General features: G+C 33.8%; 20 protein-coding genes and 1 pseudogene. 9 read left to right on the forward strand and 12 right to left on the reverse strand.

Going from position 1 to position 25,200, the window contains the following annotated elements:
* Window positions 1–185 precede the first annotated feature (185 nt).
* From OLM57_RS12405 to OLM57_RS12425, 5 genes are all read left to right on the forward strand, one after another.
* Window positions 186–788, forward strand: a complete 603-nt coding sequence (locus OLM57_RS12405) for a DUF1684 domain-containing protein (protein WP_264564011.1) — start codon at window positions 186–188, stop codon at window positions 786–788.
* Window positions 788–1,450 carry a TatD family hydrolase gene (locus OLM57_RS12410; protein ID WP_264564012.1) on the forward strand — a complete coding sequence of 221 codons (663 nt, stop codon included), beginning with the start codon at window positions 788–790 and terminating at the stop codon, window positions 1,448–1,450. The genes OLM57_RS12405 and OLM57_RS12410 overlap by 1 nt, the downstream gene beginning before the upstream one ends.
* Window positions 1,451–1,465: 15 nt before the next feature.
* The gene (locus tag OLM57_RS12415; protein WP_264564013.1) at window positions 1,466–2,182 is read left to right on the forward strand and encodes a tRNA threonylcarbamoyladenosine dehydratase; all 717 of its coding nucleotides are present in this window, start codon (window positions 1,466–1,468) and stop codon (window positions 2,180–2,182) included.
* A 143-nt stretch (window positions 2,183–2,325) separates the two neighbouring features.
* Window positions 2,326–2,979, forward strand: a complete 654-nt coding sequence (locus OLM57_RS12420; RefSeq protein WP_264564014.1) for an HAD family hydrolase — start codon at window positions 2,326–2,328, stop codon at window positions 2,977–2,979.
* 599 nt (window positions 2,980–3,578) lie between these two features.
* Window positions 3,579–4,424: a DUF2911 domain-containing protein gene (locus OLM57_RS12425; RefSeq protein WP_264564015.1), complete on the forward strand. Its 846-nt coding sequence runs from the start codon at window positions 3,579–3,581 to the stop codon at window positions 4,422–4,424.
* Window positions 4,425–4,530: 106 nt separating this feature from the next.
* On the opposite strand, the gene OLM57_RS12430 is transcribed toward OLM57_RS12425, so the two are convergent.
* Together OLM57_RS12430 and OLM57_RS12435 are read right to left on the reverse strand one after the other, a co-directional pair.
* A complete protein-coding gene (locus tag OLM57_RS12430; RefSeq protein ID WP_264564016.1) occupies window positions 4,531–6,264 on the reverse strand; it encodes a sodium:solute symporter in 1,734 nt (577 codons plus the stop codon).
* Between the two features lie 120 nt (window positions 6,265–6,384).
* Window positions 6,385–8,916 (reverse strand): PIG-L family deacetylase, encoded by a 2,532-nt coding sequence (locus OLM57_RS12435; RefSeq protein ID WP_264564017.1) that lies wholly within the window; start codon window positions 8,914–8,916, stop codon window positions 6,385–6,387.
* 288 nt (window positions 8,917–9,204) lie between these two features.
* Here OLM57_RS12435 and OLM57_RS12440 point away from each other — a divergent pair, with 288 nt between their 5' ends.
* On the forward strand, window positions 9,205–10,161 hold the full coding sequence (locus OLM57_RS12440; protein ID WP_264564018.1) for an alpha/beta hydrolase: 957 nt from the start codon (window positions 9,205–9,207) through the stop codon (window positions 10,159–10,161).
* Window positions 10,162–10,239: 78 nt separating this feature from the next.
* On the opposite strand, the gene OLM57_RS12445 is transcribed toward OLM57_RS12440, so the two are convergent.
* From OLM57_RS12445 to OLM57_RS12480, 8 genes are all read right to left on the reverse strand, one after another.
* Window positions 10,240–11,889: a hypothetical protein gene (locus OLM57_RS12445; RefSeq protein WP_264564019.1), complete on the reverse strand. Its 1,650-nt coding sequence runs from the start codon at window positions 11,887–11,889 to the stop codon at window positions 10,240–10,242.
* Between the two features lie 225 nt (window positions 11,890–12,114).
* Window positions 12,115–12,612: a hypothetical protein gene (locus OLM57_RS12450; protein ID WP_264564020.1), complete on the reverse strand. Its 498-nt coding sequence runs from the start codon at window positions 12,610–12,612 to the stop codon at window positions 12,115–12,117.
* 37 nt (window positions 12,613–12,649) lie between these two features.
* Complete coding sequence (locus tag OLM57_RS12455; protein WP_264564021.1) at window positions 12,650–13,771, reverse strand: AI-2E family transporter; 1,122 nt, start codon at window positions 13,769–13,771, stop codon at window positions 12,650–12,652.
* A gap of 69 nt (window positions 13,772–13,840) precedes the next feature.
* Window positions 13,841–14,374, reverse strand: a complete 534-nt coding sequence (locus OLM57_RS12460) for a mechanosensitive ion channel family protein (protein ID WP_264564022.1) — start codon at window positions 14,372–14,374, stop codon at window positions 13,841–13,843.
* 13 nt (window positions 14,375–14,387) lie between these two features.
* Window positions 14,388–14,972 (reverse strand): Maf-like protein, encoded by a 585-nt coding sequence (locus tag OLM57_RS12465; protein WP_264564023.1) that lies wholly within the window; start codon window positions 14,970–14,972, stop codon window positions 14,388–14,390.
* Window positions 14,965–15,891 (reverse strand): geranylgeranylglycerol-phosphate geranylgeranyltransferase, encoded by a 927-nt coding sequence (locus tag OLM57_RS12470; RefSeq protein WP_264564024.1) that lies wholly within the window; start codon window positions 15,889–15,891, stop codon window positions 14,965–14,967. The genes OLM57_RS12465 and OLM57_RS12470 overlap by 8 nt, the downstream gene beginning before the upstream one ends.
* A gap of 72 nt (window positions 15,892–15,963) precedes the next feature.
* Window positions 15,964–16,491, reverse strand: coding sequence for a KdsC family phosphatase (locus tag OLM57_RS12475; RefSeq protein ID WP_264564025.1), 528 nt, complete (start codon window positions 16,489–16,491; stop codon window positions 15,964–15,966).
* Window positions 16,475–17,236: a Rossmann-like and DUF2520 domain-containing protein gene (locus OLM57_RS12480; protein WP_264564026.1), complete on the reverse strand. Its 762-nt coding sequence runs from the start codon at window positions 17,234–17,236 to the stop codon at window positions 16,475–16,477. Before OLM57_RS12480 ends, OLM57_RS12475 begins: the two co-directional genes overlap by 17 nt.
* A gap of 197 nt (window positions 17,237–17,433) precedes the next feature.
* Between OLM57_RS12480 and ccsA the strand changes: the two genes are divergently transcribed.
* The gene (gene ccsA, locus OLM57_RS12485; RefSeq protein WP_264564027.1) at window positions 17,434–20,625 is read left to right on the forward strand and encodes a cytochrome c biogenesis protein CcsA; all 3,192 of its coding nucleotides are present in this window, start codon (window positions 17,434–17,436) and stop codon (window positions 20,623–20,625) included.
* A gap of 404 nt (window positions 20,626–21,029) precedes the next feature.
* On the opposite strand, the gene OLM57_RS12490 is transcribed toward ccsA, so the two are convergent.
* Together OLM57_RS12490 and OLM57_RS12495 are read right to left on the reverse strand one after the other, a co-directional pair.
* Window positions 21,030–21,815, reverse strand: coding sequence for an anti-sigma factor (locus OLM57_RS12490; protein WP_264564028.1), 786 nt, complete (start codon window positions 21,813–21,815; stop codon window positions 21,030–21,032).
* Complete coding sequence (locus tag OLM57_RS12495; protein WP_264566906.1) at window positions 21,815–22,345, reverse strand: RNA polymerase sigma factor; 531 nt, start codon at window positions 22,343–22,345, stop codon at window positions 21,815–21,817. Before OLM57_RS12495 ends, OLM57_RS12490 begins: the two co-directional genes overlap by 1 nt.
* A gap of 229 nt (window positions 22,346–22,574) precedes the next feature.
* Here OLM57_RS12495 and OLM57_RS12500 point away from each other — a divergent pair.
* Both OLM57_RS12500 and OLM57_RS12505 read left to right on the forward strand, forming a co-directional pair.
* Window positions 22,575–23,813: pseudogene (locus OLM57_RS12500) on the forward strand (DUF4331 family protein).
* Window positions 23,814–23,897: 84 nt separating this feature from the next.
* Window positions 23,898–25,193, forward strand: a complete 1,296-nt coding sequence (locus OLM57_RS12505) for a tetratricopeptide repeat protein (RefSeq protein ID WP_264564029.1) — start codon at window positions 23,898–23,900, stop codon at window positions 25,191–25,193.
* The last annotated feature ends 7 nt before the right edge of the window (window positions 25,194–25,200 follow it).

Genomic DNA, 25,200 nt, shown 5'->3' on the forward strand with positions numbered 1-25,200 from the left:
AAAAGGATGATTTTTACTTTGAAATGAATTTTAGTATGTTTATAAATTTTGATTTAATGATTTATGAAATTATTGCAAAAGACTTTCAGTAGTTAAATAATAAATATTTTAAAAGAGAGTGGTTCTATAAACATAAACTTTGTGGCTTTGTAACTTTAAACTATTTTTGCTTAAAATTTTAAAATATGAGAGTTATATTGACTTTACTTTTAGTGGCATTATTTAATGTTGGTTTTGCACAAGAAAAATTTGATGTGGAGGTTGTCGAAAAATTTCAAAAAGAACTCAATGTGGAATATGCTGATGCAAAGACGAGTCCGCTGTTACCCGAGGATTTAGCTCATTTCAAGGCATTGGATTTTTATCCTATAAATGAGAAAGCTTTTGTGGTTGCACAATTCATAAGAACTGAGAATGAGAAACCATTTGAAATGCCAACTTCTGGCACGAGAAAACCAATGTATGTCAAATATGGGGAAGCTCGTTTTCAGCTGGAAGGAAAAGAGTTGAAACTGAATATCTACCGCAATATTGAACTTTCCAAAAAAGACGAATACAAAGACTATTTATTCTTGCCTTTTTCAGACTTGTCTTCGGGGAAAGAGAGTTACATTGGAGGGAAATATATTGATTTGAAAATCCCGACTGGAAATACGATTGTTATTGATTTTAATTTATCTTACAATCCATATTGTGCGTACAGTTATAAATATTCCTGCCCAAAAGTGCCGCTGGAAAACGACTTGGCAGTAGAAATAAAAGCAGGTGTGAAGAAGTTTCATGACTAATGAAATATTTTAATTTACATACACACAAATTTACCAATCAGGATTCAGTTTTAGAACTTGTCAATCAATATCCGCAGGAGTTTGATGCTTGGATTCCTTATTATTCGATAGGAATTCATCCGTGGTATATTGATAAACAACGATTGGAATCGGATTTGCAAATTATTGAAAGTAAACTGCAAGAGCCAAATTGTCTCGCTTTAGGCGAATGCGGATTGGATAAGCGTATCGAAATACCATTCGAACTTCAACAAAATGTTTTTGAAAGGCAATTGCTTTTGGCACAAAAACAAGAAAAGCCCGTTGTAATTCATTGTGTAGCAGCTTTTCAGGAAGTAATAGCGATTAAAAAACGTTTAAAAATCATGGCTCCAATGATTATTCACGGTTTTTCAAAAAACAAACAAGTGGCAAAGGAATTGATTGATAATGGATTTTATATTTCATTTGGAAAATACTTATTGCGGAATCCAGAATTGGAACCAGTTTTTCAGAGTATTCCCAACGATCGATTTTTCCTTGAGACCGATACAGTTGAGGAAAGAATTGAGGAAGTATATGCTCTAGCAGCCAAATATAAAAATTGTAGTATAGAGGTGCTCCAACAACAAATACAGCGTAATTTTGCAGCAGTTTTTAAAAACACAACTTTAAAAATATAATTAAAACGAATTGATATGGCAGAGTGGACAGAAAGAGCCGAACTATTATTTAAAAAAGAAGGGTTACAGAATTTGCAAAATGCTCACGTCATGGTCGTAGGACTAGGCGGAGTGGGCTCTTTTGCAGCCGAATTTTTGGCAAGGGCAGGAGTGGGGACGCTGACCATTGTAGACGGGGATGTTGTGGATATCACCAATATAAATAGACAATTGCCTGCGTTGCATTCTACAGTCGGGCAACCTAAAGTAGACGTGGTAGGCGACAGATTAATGGATATCAATCCAGAATTGAAGTTGATACGCGTGAAAGAATTTCTATCGCCGGAGCGTGCCTTTGAAATTGTTACCAACGAATTTGATTATGTTTTGGACTGCATTGACAGTGTAACCCCAAAATTGAATTTGATTATTGCAGCCAAAAGAAAAAGAGTCAAAATTATAAGCAGTATGGGTGCTGGTGGCAAAATGGAAGCTTCTAAAGTAAAGGTTACTGATATTACCAACACGGTAAATTGTTTTTTTGCCAAAACCATAAGAAGACGATTGAAAGAAGCAAAAATAGATAAATTGAAAGTTGTTTTTTCTTCTGAAATTCAGGATGAATCGAGTTTAAGAATGACAGACGGATCCAATTTCAAAAAATCATTTTACGGAACCAACAGCTATATGCCAGGATTATTTGGCTTATACGCGGCAGAAACGGTGATTCGATATTTACTTAAGAAAGAGTGAAAAGTTTTAATTGTTTAAGAGTTTAAAAAGTTTAAGGTTGGGTAAAAAAATAAATTTCAGAGAATATTTTATCTATGTTAAGCGACTTTCATTAAGCAATTTGACACAAAATAAAACTTTAAACAATATAAACTAAAATTTTAATGATACAAACCGTAATTTTCGATATGGATGGTGTAATTGTCGATACAGAACTTGTACACCGTTATGCCTATTTCACACAATTTGATGAGCTCAATATCGAAGTTCCAGAAGAAATATACACTTCATTGACAGGATTATCTACTCGTAATACTTTTCAGAAATTAAAAGATCATTTTCAACTAAAAGAAGAAGTAGAAGATTTGATTTTGAGAAAAAGAGCCATCTTTAATGATGCTTTTGACAGTAAAGAGGATTTGGCTTTGTTGGATGGAGTAGAGGATTTAATTAAAGACTTCCATCGAAATGGAATGCAATTGATTGTGGCTTCATCGGCTTCAAAAGTAACCATTGACCGGGTTTTCCGTCGTTTTGATTTGCACCAATATTTTTCTCATATTGTAAGTGGAGAAGATTTTCCAAAGTCAAAACCGCACCCTGCCATTTTTTTGCACGCAGCTTCGTTGTCTATTGCTCCAAAAGAGAATTGTATTGTAATTGAAGACAGTACCAATGGTGTAAAAGCGGCCAAAGCGGCTGGTATTTTTTGCGTCGGATACAATAGTTTTCATTCGAAAGACCAGGATTTAGCATTGGCAGATGTTGTGGTCAATCATTTTGATGAATTGAGTTTTGAAAAAGTATCAAAATACTAAATTTCCTTTTTTAAAATAAAGTTATGTATAACCCGTTGGGTGCAATTAGTTTTTGATGATATTTTTTCGTCAGTTCGAGTAATTTTTGTTAGAAAATCGTATCGATAACAAGAAAAATTTCATTAAAAACGGTTCTCGATACATTTTTTGTTACGTTTTACTCCACAAAAAACACTCGAACTGACGTTTTTAATAATTGCACCCAACACGTTTATGTATAGTTTATAAATTAAACATATATCGAATTTCAAAACAGTAATACATACTTTTATAAAAATGATATTGTATTTTTTTGAGTATTATTTTTTGATTTTCCATAATAGTAATTTTTATAAAGTTGGCTATTAGTTTATTTAACAACTTCTTTGTTAATCGAGTTTAATTGCAATACAAACTTAAACGGCTATACCTTTATTCTTGTTACATAATTTATAAAAAAGCTTATATGTTTTCTAAATTTCTAGTTTGAATACTGTTTATATAATTGAATTGCGATTGTATTTGAAGGATATAGAGTAACAACCAATTTGAATTAAGGAAAATTTAACATTTCTAACTTTTTGAATTTGTAAATTTGGCAAACAACAAAAACTAATAAAATGAAAAAAATCCTTATCGCTATAGCTTTTATTATAGCTCCCTTTATCACCGAGGCGCAATTAAAAACTCCTCAGGCAAGCCCAAAAGCAACAGTTTTTCAAACGGTTGGATTGACAGATATAGAAATTGTGTATTGCAGACCTGCAGCAAGAGGCAGAGCTGTTTTTGGAAATTTAGTTCCTTTTGGAAAAGTATGGAGAACGGGAGCCAACGAAAACACAACTATATCTTTTAGTGAAGATATTATCATCGACGGGAAAACATTGCCAAAAGGGAAATATGCTTTGTACACAATTCCAAAAATTGAAAGTTGGGAAGTGATTTTTTATTCGACTACAAACAATTGGGGAAATCCAGAAGTTTGGAATGAGGCCAATGTTGTTTTAAGAACTACTGTAAAAGAAGAATCGTTGGCAAAACCAGTTGAATCGTTTACTATCGGTATCAGCAATATTGATGCTAATTTTGCTTATCTTGACATGGCTTGGGAAAACTCATCTGTTTCGATGAAATTTGAAGTTCCTACCCAAAAAATTACATTGGCCAATATCGAAAAAGCATTGGCGGGTCCTACATCAGCAGATTATTTTTCGGCAGCACAATATATTTATCAATCGAATGGCGATAATGCAAAAGCACTAACTTATGTGAATAAAGCTTTAGAAATGAGTACCGAAAAACCGTATTGGTACACTCGATTGAAATCATTGATTCAAGCCAAATTGGGAGACAAAAAAGGAGCAATAGAAACTGCTAATCTTTCTCTTGTAGCTGCAGAAACGGCCAAAAATCAAGATTATGTAAAGATGAATAGAGAAAGCATTGCTGAGTGGAGCAAGAAATAGTTTCTTAGTATATTTTGTAGCAGAAATGCAAGGCTGTATATTTTTATAAAAGATAATAAAAAATTCCCGTTCCGTATTTTAAAACGAGACGGGAATTTTTTTGTCTTTATATAGAATCTACTATTTCTTCTTTTTGTTTTCTGAAAATTGTTTTTTGCAACAAGATAGAAAGTGTTATTGTCAGTACTCCTCCAATGAAATTAAGCCACAAATAACCTAGTTTTTCTTCACCGCTAGGATAGATAAAAATGGCAAAATAATAGATTATAAAGATAGTGGTCTGACTAATGATGGCACTGTTAAAAATAGCTTTTGAATGTATTTTTTTGAAATAAAAACCAACCAAAAAAATTCCCAAAACGGTACCGTAAAATATGGAACCTATTATATTTACAAGCTGAATCAAATTTTCAAAAAGAGTAGCAATACAGGCAAAAAATATGGCTATAATTCCCCACATTAGTGTAAATAATTTGGTAGCATTCAGAAAATGTTTTTCTGATTTTTCTTCTTTTATGTTGCGTTTGTAAATATCAATTGCAGTCGTAGAGGCTAATGCATTTAGTCCGGAAGCGGTAGACGACATTGCCGCAGATATAATAACCGCCAATAAAAGTCCAATAAGTCCTTTGGGCAGATAATGGAGAATAAAGTAAAAAAACACATAATCCTTATCATTAGTCTCACTATTACTATCTGCTTTCTTGATGATTTCTCGCGCTTGTGCCCTTAAATCTTTTTCTTTGTTGGCAAGCTCTACCAATTCTTTTCTTAGTGTCGGATTATCATAATCTTGATTCAGTTGGTCAATGTACAAGAGATTGATTACTTTTTCATCTTCCGATAATTTGTTTAAATCATTTTGTAGACTTTGATATTCTTTTTTATAAATCGAATTATCGACACTTATTTTATTGTTTGGATTAAAATTTAAAGGAACGGGGTTAAAAAGGAAAAACACAAAAACCATTACTCCAATCAAAAGAATAAAGAATTGCATGGGAACTTTTAGAAGTCCGTTCATGATTAATCCCATTTGGCTTTCTTTTACTGATTTTCCAGACAGATAGCGTCCGACTTGTGACTGATCTGTGCCAAAATAGGCTAATGCCAGAAAAAATCCACCTGTAATTCCGCTCCAAAAAGTATATTTCTCATTTAAGTCGAAGGAGAAATTTACAATGTCCATTTTACCATTGGCCCCGGCAATATGAAGTGCATTGTCAAAAGTCATTTCGTTGGGCAGGTAATGTAAAATAAGAAAAAAGGTAATGACCATTCCAGAGAGAATCACAAACATTTGTTGTTTTTGGGTCACATTTACAGCTTTGGTTCCTCCCGTAAACGTATAAATAATTACCAGGATACCTATGATTATATTCATATAGGTTAGGTTCCATCCCAGTAATGCCGACAAAATAATTGACGGCGCATAAATGGTTATACCCGTCCCCAAACCTCTTTGTACTAAAAACAAAATAGCCGCCAAAGAACGCGTTTTAAGATCAAATCTTTTTTCGAGGTATTCATAAGCTGTATATACCTTGTATTTATGATATATAGGGATAAAAGTCACGCAAATTATGACCATGGCAATAGGCAATCCAAAATAGAATTGCACAAAACCCATTCCGTCATGGTAGGCTTGTCCCGGAGTCGAAAGAAATGTGATGGCGCTGGCCTGTGTAGCCATAACGGATAAACCTACCGTAAACCAAGGCGTTTCGTTATTGCCAAGAATATAATCCTCAACATTTTTGCTCCCTCGGGTTTTCCAGGCACCATAAATTACGATAAACAATAATGTTACAATCAGTACAATCCAGTCAAATAATTGCATAGGTTAAGAGTATAATTTCATAATTAAATAAAAAATAATAATAAAAATCGCATTGGCAATTAGCACTAAAGTATAGCTGCTTTTCCAAATTTTAGGTTTATTTGAATCCATTTTTCAGGTTTAGGGTTTTACTTTTTGATTCGGAAGAGTAACTGTTGATTGAATCGAAATCATATTCGACAACAATTTATAAGCCCCGGGAACACCTTCTGGCAATTCTCTAAAAAAACTCAATCCGGTATAGATGTAATTTCCTTTTCCATAAGGTGCAATTAATAAAGCACCATCTTTGGCACTTTCTCCTTTGTCGTTTGATGATAAGATAGGAGTGAACGCTTTGTCAAATTCTTTTGGATAATACAATCCCTGTTCTTGTTTCCAACCCAAGAAATCAGATGAAGTAATTTTGTTGGGGTAATTCAAAATTGGATTGTTGGGTGCCAGGAAGCGAACTTCAGCATTTTCTTCGGTAACTCTGTCACGTGAAATTTTCAAAGGATAAGGAGCAATATTTGAGGTGACTAAATCATCGGTGGTGTTGTATTGCACTATCATTGTTTTTCCGATTTTTACAAAATCAAATAGGATTTGCTGTTTATTTGCCAATGCCTGAACTGTATTGTAAGCACGGATTCCTGTCATTACAACATCAAAAGATTCTAGTTTTTCGGGTGTTATTTCTTCGGGTTTTAAGAGTGTTACTTTGTATCCCATTTGGGCTAAACTTTTAGGGACTTCATCTCCGGCACCCATAATGTACGCTATTTTTTCTTCGTTGGTTTTCAAATCAAATCTGATGCATTTTACTTCAGCCGTTTTCAAAACCTGCTGTTTGGTAATGTGGTCGTAATCAATTAGTATTTGGCTTTTGTCATATTCGATATTATCAACAATAGCAATGCTTTTCCCTGTCACTTCACTCATTTGATTGGGTGGAGTCACTTCAAAATAAACGGTTTGTTCTGATCCTTTTTTCTCTATCTTAAATGGAATTGATTTTGGAGATACTTTCCAATTTTCAGGCAATTCCAGTTTTAAATCTCCCTTAATATCGTCTTTGCCTGCTTTTATTTGTACACCAACATACTTGGTTTTGGTATCATTAAATAAAATTACTTTATCTTGAATGGTTGTTGTAACAACGGCAACAATATCAAGGTAATTATACATTTCCCCTTTTACGTCATCATTGTATTTATAAACTACGGTTCGTTCAAATGGAATTTCGATTCCATTAATTTTAACTGTAAAAACAACCTTTATTTCCCGAATGATATCTGGAATTCCTATTTTTTTTTGATCTTCAACAGTGTACATTCCAACCGAACCTTTTTCTTTCAACCAATACGGCTGGGTATAATTAATGGTTTGAGGAATTTGCAAATCGACAGTATTGTTTTGTAAAACATTGTCCTTCAAATCGATATTCAAAATCGAATTTTTTTGATCGGGCAAAGTTGTAACACTTAGCAATTGTATTTCTGTAGCACTTCTATTGATGGCTTCCAACTTTAATTTAATTGTACTTCCAGGTGTGGCTTCCTGTACATTGGCTACAGCTTCAAGGTACAAGCCTGCACAAGCAGCAATGATTTTTTTAACCTCTTCAGATTTTATGATCTTCCAATGATCTTCATCTAAGGCTTGAATCATTGTATAAGCTTTTGTCAAAGCCGGAATGCTGGAAGCTGGGTTTTTAAAATCGTACTGATTGGCAATTTGAGTTAGTAATTCACCAATGGGTTTTCCTCCTTTTATGCGGTTCCAAGAAGTGTCAATTCCTTCAAAGATTGAAGTCTTATCTTTTAGAGGTTCTCCTTTTAGAAATTCCAAATATTCTGTTTCTTGGCCACGAGTTCCTGTACTGCCAAAGCCTTGGGATTGATGCCTGCTCCGGCTCAACGCTGCAATTTCCTGATTGGATTTGCCTATTGTAGAGTAGTAAACTCCCGTTTCTAATGCGATTAGATTTTTTTTATTGGCTGCTTCAAATTTTTCTTGGCTACCATAAAACCACCATGAAGTGTTGAAAAACTGTCTTTTGGGCTGCCATAATTGAACTAGTTTTAACTGTTCTGGAAACGAATTGGGGTTGTTGGCCAAATCAAATCCTTCTACACTTAATATTGCCGATGATGTGTGATGACCATGAGTCGTTCCGGGCGTTCTATGGTCAAAACGATTGATAATCACGTCTGGTTGAAATTTTCGAATGGTCCAAACCAAATCGGCCAATACTTTTTCCTTATCCCAAATTTGTAACGTTTCATCTGAGTTTTTGGAATATCCAAAATCGTTGGCTCTGGAAAAAAACTGTTCTCCACCATCAATTTTTCTGGCTTCAATAAGTTCTTGTGTTCGTATTACGCCTAATAATTCTCTCAGTTGCGGTCCGATTAAATTTTGCCCACCGTCTCCTCGCGTTAAAGACAGATAACCGGTTCTGGCTTTTACATCATTGGCAAAATAAGAAATCAATTTAGTGTTTTCGTCATCGGGATGTGCCGCAATATAAAGAACGGAGCCAAGAAAATTTAGTTTCTGAATTTGGTTGTATATTTCGGCAGCATTTGGTTTTTGTGGTTTTTGAGCATATGTAAATGGGATTGCAAGGATAAAAAGGAGTAGTGATTTGATTACTATCTTTTGCATATATTAGGTTTTTTTGTACTTCTAAAACAATTTTTAGAAAAGGATTAAATGGATCAAGTTCAAAAATACTAATTTAATATTCGGATTATTTAACATTAGATACAAAAGTTATGTTAATGTTTATATAGAAACGGGCATCTTTAGATTGATTCTATTTTTTAAATTCGATTAAAAATAAATCACTTCAGACTGATTTATTTGATTTTAGAATGCTAAATTTGAGATAATTGGAAAGTTTTTTCGACTTTGACAATTAAATTTTTTTTTTCTGAATTTAATCAAGTTCATATGGATATAAATTACGTAGAAGATGTTTTGAAGAATGGATTTGAGCAAGCGACTATTAATCAACCAAATGATTATGAAGGGGAAGTTACATCCACTATTATTAGAAAAAGAAATCCGAAACAAACAACAAAAGCAATTTTGTGTATTCATGGATTTAATGATTATTTTTTTCAAGATATCATTGCCGATGAATTCCTGAAAAAAGGCTTTCATTTTTATGCTTTGGATTTAAGAAAGTATGGGAGGTCAATTTTGAAACATCAAAAGTTAAACAATGTTAGAGATTTATCGGAGTATTATGAGGATATTGATAGTGCTTTGGTAATTATAAAAGATGAAAAAAACGAAGAAGTGGTGCTGTATGGACATTCAACAGGTGGACTTATAATCACCTTGTATGCTTCTGACCGAAAAGGAAACGAACTATTTGATTCTCTGATTTGTAATAGTCCTTTTTATGATTTTAATGTACCATGGATTCAAAAGAAGACTATAATTCCAATTCTAGCTTTTCTGGGAAGACTAGATGCTACTATTTCTTTGCCTATCGGTTTCTCCAGATTTTATGGCAAAAGTCTGCATGAAAATGATTTTGGAGAATGGAATTATAATTTAAAATGGAAACCTCATGTTGCACCTTCTATCAATGCAGGTTGGGTAAACGCAATTTACAAAGGGCATCAAAGAATTGCAAATGGAATTACAGTCAATAAACCTCTTTTGGTATTACATTCCTTAAAATCAGTTTTTCCAAAGGAGTGGAGTGAGGAATTGTTTAAGGGAGATGCAATTTTGAACGTAAACGACATTATAGACAAATCGAAATGTATTAGAGCCCCTCAAAAAGACGTTACAGCTGTAGATGGTGCTATACATGATATGGTGCTTTCCAGAAAACCAATTCGAGATAAAGTTTTTGAAGTTTTATTTGAATGGTTGGACAAGTATTTGAAATAATTATTTGATAAAAAATAGATAAAATAAAAAAAGCTGCAACACTATAAATGTCGCAGCTTTTTTAGAATTATAAAATTACTATTTTAATTTGTTTTCAGTGTCAGTAAAGTTTCCTGTAATCGAAATATTGGAGCCTTTTGTAACTTTACCATAGATTGTGATTGATGAGCCAGAACCAATGAATTCAAGTTTTGAATTGCTGTTTAAAGTTAAATCTCCCCATATCACTACTGAACCTTCGATTTGTAATAATGCATTGCTGTTAACCATTAAAACTGTTGGGTTTGCTTGTTGGTATTTACCTTGACTCAGTGAACCATTCATTTTGAATGTGCCATTACTGTTTAAAGTAAGGTTGTTTTGAACAGAGATTGAACCACAATGTGTAAGTACCGCATTCGAATTCACGATGATAGAGTTGATGGCTGTAGAGCCATAGAAACCTTTAATTTCGTTTGAATTTAAAATCAAGTCTTTTCCTAAATTATAAGATGGTAGTCCAGTGCAAGAAGCTGATGAAGGTGCTGCAGGTTTTTCCATTTTGATGATTTTTAAACCACCTTTTCCGCTGGCAACATAAATATAATCACCACTACTTTTTACATAATTGGCAGATCCGTTGATTCCAACAGTACCCATAAGAGTTAATTGGTCTCCTGTTTTGTAAACATCCAGTCCGTTTCCACCATTAGCAACAAAAACGTATTCTTCATTTACAGAAACAGCATTGGTAACTACATCATCAGGTTCAGTTGATATTCCAGGAGTTAATGAAATAGTCTGGATTTTTGTACCCGATAACATATTGTAAACTCCCAAACCTTGATATCCCTCAGACACCAATAATTTATCACCAATAAAATCTATAGTTCTTTTTGCACCTTGAGCATCATCTCTCCAATTTGAAAAAGATTTTGTCAATTCTAAATTTGATGCATTATAAATGTTAATTCCTTTTGTGCCACTTAGGGTTACAATTTTATCATTACTGATGGCTACCGATCTTAAATCTTCGATTGCTTTACTATTGACCACTTGTTTAGTAGAATTATCAAATTTAAATAAACTTCCGGTATCACCAGAAACTGCAAAATAATTAGCACTATTTGCAGCAACATCTGTCGTTACAAAACTTGCAATATCATTTGTTGTATAAGTGGTAGAAAGTGCACCGTTTGCTGTCAATTGCATGTTGATTACAATTGCAGGACTGGTGTAGTTTGGATTTTTATCAGCATTTACGGCTCCGGCAATTATTAATTTACCATTTGTATAAACCAAAGAAGTAATATCAGTATCTGGAATTAAGGCAGACATTACCAGTGTTGGTTTGTAAGGATCTGAAACATCAATCATATCAATGGCTCCAGAATAATCGCTGCCTTGTAAGGTGTAGGATACATAAGCGTAATGTCCATTTACCGTAACATGACTTGCTTGTAAAGTTTTCCCATTAGCGTCTTTTGGTGCATTGAACTCGGCAATTTGAGTTAATGGCAATTGGCTTGATTCATTAGTTAAGCTTTTTCTTGTTGTAGGGTTTACAATAGAAATAACTCCAGAATTGGTTAAATCCAAACGTTGGTTCAATTGAGATTGATTATCATTGATAGTAATTGCATTTGAATCTGGATTTGTCACATTATCTATATTGGAGTCTTCATTGCTGGAGCATGAAGTTGCAAATGCTAAAGTTAAAATTGAAAATAAAAAAATACCTTTTTTCATGTTTTCTAATATATAATTATTGTTAAAAAAGTTTAAGTATGAAGCATGTTTTTTTTAGAATATCTCATGCTTGAATCATTTCTTTATCTTTTACCAACAACTGTGCCGAAACCGTTTAAGTTATGTTTTAATCGTTTAAAAGCAACGTTTCTTACACTTAGCATGTATAATCCTATAAAAAAAAGCGCTGATTACAGCGCTTTTTAATGATTAATTTTAAAGAAATTAATGTTTTCCTTTACCTTCATGTTTATCATGTTTTTCATGACCCTGATTACCATGACCGTGGTCGTCATGATGCTCGTGATGCTCATTATAATCACGTCTATTTTGCTGAGGCTTTCCTTTGTATCCCTTGTAGTATTTTACTTTGTGGGTGTGAAAATGTGTATAAGGAGCATTACCATGATAATCGGTTAGAACAACTTTATATCCATGATATAAATCGTAATTTCTGCAATGATTTGGTAAATTTCTAGTACGAATCCATTTCCCGTTTCCAAAATAAATATACTGAGAAGCTCGGATGTCGTAATAAACTTGAATATCAGGTAAATAGTAATATTCTACTTTATCATAGCCAACTGGACCCCAAACCGGCGGTGTTCCTATATTTACATTTATATTGGGCGTTCCTATGTTTACATTAACTGACACTTGCGCCTTCGTTGAACTGGCTGCTAAAAACAGGAGTCCGAGAATAAATAATTTAATTGTTTTCATTTGTACTTAAATTTGAGGTTATCTGGGGTTTAAAATTTTATTTTTCTATTATATCGTCAGTATCAAGCAAAGGTAATTTGATATTATTCCAGGTATAGGTTTTAGGTAAATTATCTCCCATTAAATAGCCCCATGGCTCTAGATAATCAATCCTATCAAAAATAACTTTAAAAATGGCAATAATCGGGATAGCCAAAAACATGCCCGAAATTCCACAAATAGCACCTCCAATAATAATGCCAACAATAGAAACAATGGCATTGATTTCGACTTTTGAACTTATAATTAAGGGCACTAATATGTTGTTGTCTATAAGTTGTACAATAATATTTACTACAATCACCCCAATGATTATAGATATGTCTGCAGAACCCGTAAGGGTTGCAATAATACTAAGTAAACCGGCAAACAAAATTCCTAAATAAGGAACCAAGTTCAAAATCCCAGTAATTATTCCTAGAACCAAGGTATATTTTATACCTAAAAACCAAAAACCAATAGCAGTCAAAATCGATACAGCAATCATTTCAAAAATTAATCCAAGAATATAGCTCTGCACAGAAACTTTAATTTGAAACAAAATGTCTTTGAGTTTTGGATAATATTTTTGGTCATACAATTTGGATAAAAATTTCAAAAAGTGATTTTTATACAATAATATCAGAAAAGTATAAATAGGAATTAAGGTTAGATTTACCATCACATCCGAAAGAGAAACCAATGTACTGGCAATAATTGTTTTTCCTTGTTCGGTAGAATTTTGTTTGGCATTATTTATAAATTTTGCCTGATCGTCTTTGCTTAGATGAAAATATTGGCTCATAAAGTCCTGAATAGATTCAAAATAAATAAAAACGTTTGTTTTAATGGTGTTCCAATCATTTAATATGTCGCTTATTTGCCAAGAGACAAACAATAATGTACCAATAACAATACAAACCGAAAGCGTTAAAGCAAAAACAATGGCCAAAATATTTGGAAAGTGCAATTTGCGTTTAAAAAAAATCACAACAGGTCCAAGCAAGATAGCAAATAGAAGCGCAAAGACTAAAGGAACTATAATGTCTTGGCCAATATAAAGGATAGCCACTAAGGCAATCAAACTTAATAAAGTAAATGCAAGCCGGATATAAAACGGAAACTGAATTGTGTTTTTCATAAATGATAGTTGGTGGGTTAATAGAATTGGCTTATTGAAAATTTTGGTTAAGAGTATCTTTTCAGTCGGTTAATCCGTAAAATCTACTTCTTCATTAGACGGTTTTTTTATAATCGAAATCCCTTTTTGGAAAAATAAATTATTGGGATAGATTACTATTTCTCCATCAGTTGATTTAAGAGTAACGTGGAAAGCATTGATGTCCTCAATTTCGGCTTCAATAGAAAAATCTTTATCGTGGATTTTGATAATGTCCCCAATTTTAAACGGAAAAGAAAAAAACAAAATAATTCCCGAAGTAATATTACTCAAAATAGACCATTGTGCAAACATGGCTACTCCAACCACCGTTGTTATCGATGAAAGGGCAATAAAAATATCTTCTGTTTTGACTCCCCAAAGTATAGTCAGGATTATTACAACCAATATGTTTAGGAGTAGATGTATATACTTGATCACCAAATTGGTTCTGTGTTCTAATCTATGGCTTGATTTTGCAAATCGTCTTACCAATTTTGAAATGGTAACCCGTAACACGATTGCTGCGAATACTAAAATTCCAGAGGCCAGTAATTCTTTGGTATAATCGTTAAAAAAAGTCATAGCATTTTATTTGTTACCTTAATTTATACAAATACTCAAAGACTTTATCGGTTGGCATTCCCATGACGTTGGCATAAGAACCTTCTATTTTTGTCACGCCAACAAATCCTATCCATTCCTGAATTCCATAGGCGCCTGCTTTATCATAAGGCTTATAATTCTCTAAATAGTAAAGAATAGCTTCGTCACTTAACGCATTGAAGGTAACTTTTGTTATTTCATTAATCAAATCAGAACCTTTTGTAGTCTTAAAACAAACCGAAGTAATCACTTCGTGAGTAGCATTCGATAATGATTTTAAAATTTGAAAAGCATCTTGATGGTCTTTTGGTTTGCCCAGCGCCTTATTGTTGTGCCAAACGATAGTATCACTTGTAATCAGGATTTCGTTGGGCTGCAATTCTCCCTCAAATGCATCGGCTTTTAATTGTGCAAGATAGTTTGTGATTGCTTCGGCTTTCAATTCGGGTGGAAAAATTTCTTCAATTTCTTTCAAACGAATTTCAAAATCCAAATCCAAATCTTTAAAAAATTGCTGCCTCCTCGGAGAACCAGAAGCCAATATGAGTTTGTGTTTTTTGAGTTTTTCTTTAAGCATGGTGTAATACATTATAAGTGACAATAACAATTGAAAACAGACCAAATAAAATTATCAGTTTTAAAACTGTACTTAAATGATGAAAATCTTGACTTTTTTTGGCATCGGCCATTTTTATGGCAAAATAAATTAATGGAGCTACAATACTTATCAAAGCATAAAGCGATGCAATGTATAAATTATAAGCAAAAAAGTAGTTTTTGACATAGAATATAACCATCACCAACGGAATCAAACTCAAAATCAAAACTAATTTTGCTGTTCGATTTATTCCTAAAGAAATAGGTAAGGTATTCATTCCCTGATTGTAATCACCATTTACATCTTCGAGATCTTTTACGATTTCTCTAATAAAATTGATAATAAAGGCAAATACGGCATAATCAAAAAGGATGGAAAAAATATCTGCCAATGCTTGTTGGTTTCCGGGGTTAATGACCGGTAAAAGGTCGAAAATCCCAATGATAATCACGCTGAAAGCCAACAAAATCGCAACAACAAAATTACCAATAAGCAACATTTGTTTGAGACTTGTTGCATAAAGATAAAGTGTTGCCGAAATCACGATAAAAATTGCAGCAAATCCAGGTCTCTCGATCACATTTGATAAATAAAAACCAATACCAACACCCAAAATATTCAATGCCAAATAGATATTGTAAGATTGTGTCTCGGAGATGCTTTTCCCTACAACTACTTGATTGGGTTTGTTATCGTTATCGGTTGCCTGATCCATAATATTATTAATTACATATCCCCCTGCAGCAATCAGTACTGTTGATGCTACCAATAAAAAATATTGTAAATCGCTTAGCGCCAAAGGAATGCTTTGGAAATTTAAAAAACCATAACGAAAAAGCAATTGCATCAATGCAAGCATTATCAGGTTTTGGTAGCGTATGAGTTTAAGGTACTTCATGTTTAGTAATCAGTTCTGGTTTTGAGTTATTTTTTTAATCTGAATTCTGCAGCTTAAATTTGCAACCTAAAATTAATCAAGTTTGCCGTCAAAATAAGTCATCCATTTTCCTTGTACTTTCATTACTTGTTCAATTACATCGCGGGCAGCACCTTTTCCACCATTTTTGTGTGAAATATAAGTTGAAATCGCTTTAATTTCTGGGCTTGCGTCTTGTGGACAAGTAGGTAATCCTACCAATTTCATTACGTGATAATCGGGAATATCATCGCCCATATACAAAACCTGTTCTGGGTTGATGTTGTAAACATCTGTATATTCTTTGAACGTTTGCACTTTATCGGGAGTTCCCAAATGAATGTCGGTAATACCCAAATTTTGGAGTCTCACTCGAACGCCTTCGTTACTTCCACCAGAGATGATGCATACATGATAACCGCTTTCAACAGCTGCTTTCATCGCATAGCCATCACGGATATTCATTGTTCTCAGGATTTCTCCTTCGTTGGTTACAAAAACAGAACTGTCAGTAAGTACGCCATCTACGTCAAACACAAACGTAGTAATATCATTCATTATTTCTTTATAGCTTTTTGCCATGATTTTGTATAGATTGAGTTAATATTTTATAAATAGTGGATTGATTTTCATTCGATAAAAAAGATTCATGCGCTTCAATTGTCGAAATATCATTGCGTTTGGCAGGACCAGTTTGGGCATCTTTTGGAGAAAGCGTCAAAAGTTTTTCGGCGGTTTCAAGAATCAATGGTTTCAAAATATCGAAAGGGACATGGTTTTCCTGACAAATATCGTTTCCTAATTGGTACAAATAATTGGTAAAATTATTAACAAAAACAGCAGCAACATGCAGAGCTTTGCGTTGGTGGGAATCGATTTTGTAAACATTGTCCGAAATGGATTGAGATACTTTCTTTAGAATCTCATAATCATTTTCAAATTGGGTTTCCAGACAAAAAGGGATGGTTTTAAAATCAATAGCTTTTCCTTTGGTGAACGTTTGCAACGGATAAAAAACGCCTTTTCGATTCTTATCATCCAGCGTAGCCAAAGACGCACTGCCCGACGTATGCACAACCAATCGATTTTCAAAAGGCAATTGTGATGAAACCGAAGCAATAGCATCATCAGAAACTGCTATGATGTATAAGTCGGCTTGTGCCAAAGCATTCCAGTCATTGGTGATTTTACTCGAATCGAGTAGGGGAGAAATTTGTTTTTGGCTTCTCGAATAAACCTGGATAATTTCGACCGCATTGCTTTTTGCGAAAGCATCAATCAGGTGTTGTGCAACATTTCCGGAACCGATAATCGTTATTTTAATCATTTGGCAAAATTAACAAAAAAAAATGAAGAGTTGGTTTCAATTTTTTTATCCTGATATAACAAAGATGCTCATCATTTATTGTTTTTTATATCAAAAAGCACGCTTAATTTTGGATTAAATTAACAATTGTGCTTTAAAAGAAGTGGACAAATTTGAGTACTTTTGCCACACTTTATTAAACCGAAATTTACTTCCAAATGGAAAAAAAATTATTCTCTGTCCTATTTTCTACCCGATTAATGGCTTTATTATTCTTGACTTTTGCAATTGCAATGGGAACTGGAACTTTTATAGAAAGCAAGTACAATACTGATACAGCTCGAATTTTAGTATATAATACCTGGTGGTTTGAGGCCATAATGGGATTTTTTATGATTAATTTTATTGGCAATATCAAGAGATATCAATTGCTCAAAAAAGAAAAATGGGCTACTTTGATGCTGCATTTGGCTTTTATATTTATCATAGGTGGCGCTTTTATAACCCGTTACATCAGTTTTGAGGGAATGATGCCCATACGCGAAGGCGCAGCCGAAAACCAATTTTATTCAGACAAAACATTTCTAACTCTTTTTTTAGATGGAGAATACAAAGGAGAAATGAAACGCAGGGTTTTTGAAAAATCACTTTTGTTATCGCCAGTTACAAATAACGATTTTACGATGAAAGGTGATTTTGCCGGAAGTCCGTTTAAAGTGGAATACCAAAATTATATAATGGGAGCTAAGGAATATATAAAACCCGATCCAAAAGGGAATTTGTATTTTAAACTGGTTGAAGCTGGTGAGGGAGGTCGTGAAGAACATTTCTTGAAATCGGGCGAAGTGCAAAACATTCACAATGTACTTTTTGCATTGAATAAATTTACCGAAGGAGCGATTAATATTAATACTACAGCAGAAAGTTATACCATTCAAATGCCTTTTGAAGGGAATTTTATGCGAATGGCAGACAAGCTTCAGGGAAAAGTAACAAAAGACATCGTGCAACCGTTGATGATGCGCTCTTTGTACAGTATTGGCGATATTCGTTTTGTTTTTCCGGAGCCTGCCGTGAAAGGAGTAATTGATTATGAATCTAAAAATGATTTTAAAGAAAAAAATCATGAGGACGCATTGGTAGTTAAAGTTATTGCAGACGGCAAAGAGGAAACGGTAACATTAACCGGTTCTAAAGGGAAAATTGGTGATTCTAAAACGGTTAAAATAGGTAATCTGGAATATACTTTTTTCTACGGAAGTAAAGCGTATGTCTTGCCTTTCAAGATAAAATTAAATGATTTTATCGCCCAAAAATACCCTGGAACCGAGAAAAGTTTTTCTTCTTTTGAAAGTCAGGTTACCGTTCAGGATTCAACAAAATCATTCGATTATAAAATATTTATGAATCACGTTCTGGACCACGAAGGGTATCGTTTTTTTCAATCCTCATTTGATCCGGACGAAAAAGGAACAGTTTTGTCTGTAAATCACGATTATTGGGGAACTACCATAACTTATATTGGGTATTTTATGTTGTTTTTTTCTATGATGGCGATTATGTTTACCAAGCATTCCCGTTTTTCCGATCTGAAACGAAAATTAGAAGTAGTGAAAGATAAGAAAACAAAGCTAATCACGATTTTGGTATTGTTTATGGGTTTGACTGGTTTTGCACAAGAACACAATCATAATCATTCCAATGCGGAAGCTGGAGATTCTCATACAGAAAGTGCGGGTCATATAAGAGTAAAACCGACACAAAAGCAATTGGATTCTGTATTGACAGCCTATACCGTTACTCCGGAACATGCTGCAAAATTTGGTAGATTGGTGATTCAGGATGCGGGAGGAAGAATGAAACCTATCAATACATTCTCTTCTGAATTGTTGCGAAAAGTAAGCCACTCGGATACGTATAATGGAATGAACTCTGATCAGGTATTTTTGTCAATGACACAGAGCGCCCAATTGTGGATTGAGATTCCACTTATTTATATCAAGTCAGGAAATGACAGTATTCGTAAAATTATTGGAATAGATTCCGAAGATAAATATGCTCCTTTTATTGCCTTTTTTGATGAAAAAGGTAATTATAAATTATCACCCTATTTGGATGAAGCCTACAAAGCTGGAAATCCTGACCAGTTTGAGAAAGATTTTATCGAAACCGATAAGAAAGTAAACCTTATGGAATCGGCTTTGAGTGGAAGTATATTGCGAATCTTCCCGATACCGAATGACGCCAATAACAAATGGATTTCGTATCTGGAATTGGAACACGCGGGCCTCAAAGGAATGGATTCTACCTATACCAAAAGTATTTTGCCATTGTATTTTGGAACATTGGGGAATGCCATTGAATCCAAGAATTACAAAACTGCAGATGAATTATTGGAAAGCATCAATGGATATCAAAAAAAGTTTGGAAGTAAAGTAAGGCCTAGTGACGAAAAAATTAATCTCGAAATCACCTATAATAAATACGATTTGCTTCAAAAATTGCCTTTCGCTTATTTATTTGCCGCCATTTTGATGTTGATTTTTGTCATTCTTAAAATTTTTAAAGAGTCAAAACTATTAAACATTCTGGTCAACTCCATGCATGTTATTATTGGAATTCTTTTCGCATTGCATACCATTACGTTAGGAGCGCGTTGGTACATTTCAGGTCATGCACCATGGAGTAATGCTTACGAAGCTATTGTATATGTAGCTTGGGCGACGATGTTCTTTGGTTTGGCTTTTGATCGAAAATCAAAATTAACGGTTGCTTCGGCAGCATTTGTTGCTGCAATGATCCTGGCTGCGGCTTATGCCAACTGGATTGACCCCGAGATTGCCAACTTGCAGCCCGTTCTTAATTCGTACTGGTTGATGATACACGTTGCCGTTATTGTCGCGAGTTATGGACCGTTTGCTTTGGGAATGATTTTGGGTTTTGTATCGCTGATGCTGATATTTTTTACGACCGAAAAGAATAAAGCCAAAATGAAGCTCAATATTCAGGAAATCACCTATATCAACGAAATGGCTTTGACAATTGGTTTGATTATGCTCACGATAGGAAACTTCCTAGGAGGGCAATGGGCCAATGAAAGCTGGGGACGTTACTGGGGATGGGACCCTAAAGAAACTTGGGCACTAATCAGTATTATGGTTTATGCTTTTGTGATTCATGCCCGATTTGTACCATCGTTGAGAGGAAAATGGATTTTTAACCTGATGAGTATGTTTGCTTTTGTGTCGATACTGTTTACTTATTATGGTGTAAACTTTCACCTGGTGGGGCTTCATTCATACGCCAGTGGAGAAGCACACTCGTTGAGCTGGATTTGGTATTCATTGGGAACTATTTCTGTGATTGGCGGTTTGGCCTACCCAAAATACAGAAAGTTTTATAAGAAGTAATTTCAGGTGTTCTAAAAATTAAAAAGGGTTCAACTTAGCTGTTGAGCCTTTTTTTGTTGCAGAAGTTAATTAGCTATAAATTTATTCAATTTGGTTAGTGCCAAATAGTTATGGCATAAAATGCATGTCATGTCTTTAAAAGTAATCAAAAACTTAAAATTTATTAAAAAGTATGTATTTTGGCAGTTTTATTTGCAATTAATTGATTATTGGCATGATGTTTGAAAATCAAATGTTAGATAGTTTGATTAGGTGTAGTTAGCCTAAGGTTTTGTAGATTAGATTATTAAGTTAGTAAAAGCGGACATGTCTATAAAAAGATTATCGATTACAATTAGTTAGAAAGATGCTCCAAAAGGAGCATCTTTTTTTTATAAGTAAGAATCTAGTTTCTTGAGTTTAATTTACACTTTCCCCAGTGTATACAATTGTTCCATTGTAGGGCTCAAACTTCCACCAGCGGGTTCTAATGTGATTCCGAAAGCTTCGGCATAATTGGCATCATCTACCGCAAATATTTTTTGATTATTACTGTCGAAATTTTCTAACAATCCGATGCTAGTTGGCGTTAATGGATTCAGTTTTAAAGCCCAGACCTGATACACCATTCCTTTTGGAGGTTCTGGCAATCCTTTGGCATCAACATAGACCACTTTTGTTTCTTTATTCCAGTATATTTTGGCAGATGATTTTGGGTCAACTGCTTGTCCGCTAAGTAATACAACGGTATTTTTATCATCTCTTATCACCGCTAAGCTGGTTTCGACAGCTTTATTTTTTTGTTCTAAAAGGTTTAATTCTTGATTTAATTTCTCTTTTTCGATGCCAATAGTAACTATATTGTCATTGGTTTGTCCCAATTTTTGGTACTGATATCCTATACCAATCATCAATACTATAGCAGCGGCCCAGCCCATGTATTGTTGCCAATTTGCAGCGGGCTTCATCTGGATAACACCAGAATGTTTCAATTCGAGTTTGGCTTTTATTTTTTCGAAATTTGCAACCGAATGAAAAGGAGAAAAACTGGAAGATAAAGCAACAATTCCTTTCTCAATAGCTATGATTTCATCGTTTATTTCGGGATGATTTTTAGCCATAGTACTCACTTCTATGTTTTCGACTTCACTAAGTAAACCGTAAACATAAAGTTCTAAAATGCCTGATTCTATATATTCTTTTGTATCCATTATAGTTTCAAATAAATTCTTAAATCGTTAATACAATTTCTGTTTTGTGTTTTTACGGTTCCAAGGGGAATCGCCAATTCCTCTGAAGCTTCCTGTTGAGTGTATCCTTTAAAAAAAAGTAAATCTATAATTTGAATACATTTTGGTTTTAGCTTTTTGACAAATTCCTGAATTCCAATAGTATCGATTTTGTTTACCAGTTTATTGCTGTCGTCTAATAGATGTACGAAATTATCGGAAGAAAGGTTTTTTTGACTGTCATTAAAATTTTTGGATCTCAATTTATCTATTGAAGTGTTTCGGGCAATATTGAGTATCCAAGTATAGAAACGCCCTTTACTCTCGTTATAGGAATCAATATTTTTCCATATTTTGACAAAAACGTCTTGGAGTACATCTTCAGCTTCTTCTCTATTTTTAACCATCACGTTAATTACCGAAAATAGACTTTTGGAATACATATCATAGAGATAGGTAAATGCTTTTTCATCTTTCTGGTGAATTAAAACTAACAATTCATCTTGGGTCATATTTTCTTTTTTAGTGGTTACAAACATATACAATTCCATTAATAAAAAGCAGATTATATTTTTTAAAGCAACAACTTTATTTTTTTTAAAATAATATTATGATTTTATTCTGTTTTTAAAATACTGTAAATCAAGTGTATAAAATATAATTTAATTTTTTATTCACTTTTTTAAAACCAAAACGCATTCAATCCCGTAAATGCTTCTATAACTTTTAAATTATAACAAAATGAAAAAAACAAAAATGATATTGGGTCTGTCACTGGTGGTGATTTCAGGCTTAATTTTAGTAGCAGCGGATCACATTGATGCTCCAGGAACTTCAAGTGGCGATTCGGGAGACATTACAGATGTGTATACTTTTCAAGGTCAAGATACCAATAATTTGGTTTTTGCTGTAAACACACAAGGCTTATTAAGCCCAAATGCAACTGGAGCAGCAACATTTAAAGAAAATGTGATGGTAGAAATTAACATTGACAACACTGGTGACAATGTTGAAGATTTAGTAATTCAAGCTGTAAAAAGAGGAGACAAAATGTACTTCTTTGGACCCTATGCTCCAACAACTACAGGTACTTCCAGTATTATCAAAACAAGCGCAGCTTCGGGTGAAGTAGCTATTTCTACTTATGGTGCCGTACCGACAATGGCTATTAAAAACGGAATGAAATTTTTTGCAGGGCCAAGAGACGATCCATTTTTCTTTGATTTAGGACAATTCAAATCAATTCTGGGAGGAACAGCAACCGGTTTCAATAATCCAGGGACAGACACTTTTGCAGGAACAAATGTACTTTCTATAGTTGTTGAAGTTCCAAAAACAATGCTAGGTACTTCAAGTACATTAAATGTTTGGGCAGAAACCAAGAAAAAACAATAATTAATTTAATATCCTTTAAAAATTTAAGATATGAAAACAAATAAATTCAAATTAATAACATTGGCACTAGTTTGTGCTGTTGTTTCGGTAAATTGTGATAGTAATGACAATAATACTAATGATGGTGTGCAAAGTGTGGATTTTTCAGGCACTTATGTACAACAAGATCAAATGGCAAGACCTGCAATTAACACTGTTTTTATTGCTTCGGGCCAACCAAAAGATGATTTTAATGCGGCAATCCCTTCTGCAATGGGAGCCAAATACCAGTCTATTTTTCAATCTAGATTGATGGCACTTAATTCTGGTTATACTAAAAATGCTTTGGGACAGGATGCTGCGGCATTTACAGGACTTTTATCTACAGATGTACTTAATGTTTCTAAAACGGCCAAAACTACTTTCTTTGATGGAACTAATGTTTTGACAGGAAGAGCTTTGGCTGATGATGTAATTGATGTAGAGTTGTTACTGATTTTTGGTGGACCAATGGGAACATCTAATTCTGGACTTACCTCAGATCATGTTGATGCAAATGATAAAACATTTACAGCTTCATTCCCATACTTAGCAGCTGCTTGGTAATATTTTATTTAAAAAGTAGAGTAAGTTTTGGACTGCTTGCTCTGCTTTTTTATTTCAAAACGAACAAACAAACAAAATTAGATTATGAAGACTTTAAAAATATTACTCCTATTGGTTTTTGCAATGCTAGGTTTAAACAGCTGTTCCAATAAACCGTCTCAAATAACCAAAACTTCGGATTACGAGAAATATCTAAACATAAAAGACAATAAATCTATTGATTTTGCCAATCGGGAGATTAATTTTTGGCAAACAAAAATTGATGCAGCTCCCAACCAAAAGATGTATTTGGGTATGTTAGCCTCTAATTATGGTACTCTTTTTCAATATACGGGAAACATAAATGATTTATACAAATCTGAAGAATTGCTGACACAATACAATGAAGCTTATAAATATTCTCGTGTATCGACCATTAGAGCGTTGGCTCGAAATTATATTTCTCAACATCGCTTTAAAGAAGCTTTGGATCTTGCCAATAAAGCATTGGCCATTGGCGAAGCCCGAAAAGAAACTCAAAAATTACTTTTTGATGTACAAATGGAAGTGGGGAAATATCCTGAAGCGCTAAATAATCTGAATGCTATTCACGATATGAATGATTATGATTATTTAATTCGTTTGGCCAAATGGAATGATCACAAAGGGGACTTGAAGACCGCAATACGATTTATGGAAAAAGCTCGAGATATAGCGATAAAAGATGATAATAAGGCTTTGAAAATCTGGTCTTATTCTAATTTAGGTGATTTTTATGGGCATGCTGGCAGAATACAGGAATCGTATGACAGCTATTTGAAAACGCTCGAAATTGATCCTAATTATTCCTATGCCTTGAAAGGGATTGCATGGATCGTTTTTTCACACGAAAGAAATACCACCGAAGCGAACAGAATAATCACGGCTATCGCCAAAAGACATGATACACCAGATTTTTATTTATTGAAATCACAAATCGCACAATTCAGAGGAGATAAGTCAATGGAAATAGCGAATAGAAACGCGTATTTTTCAATGCTCAAGAAGTATAATTATGGAGCGATGTACAATAAATACAATGTTTTGATTTATGCCGATGCAAGAGCTACAGCTTCAAAAGCACTCGAAATTGCTAAAGTCGAAATTGATCACCGACCAACTCCAGATTCTTATGATTTATTGGCTTGGTCGTATCTGAATTTGGGTCAAAAGGAAAAAGCTTTGCAAATTGCCCAAAAATATGTTGTTGGTAAATCCTTTGAACCTAAAGTGCAATATCACTTGGCAATGATTTATAAATCAAATAATATTATGGAAAAAGTAAAACCAATCAAAGAAGAATTATTGGGTAGCACTTATGAATTAGGGCCAACTTTGGAAAAAAAGGTGATGCAATTGTAATTTGGAA

The sequence above is a fragment of the Flavobacterium sp. N3904 genome (genome assembly GCF_025947305.1).
Taxonomy (GTDB): Bacteria; Bacteroidota; Bacteroidia; order Flavobacteriales; family Flavobacteriaceae; genus Flavobacterium.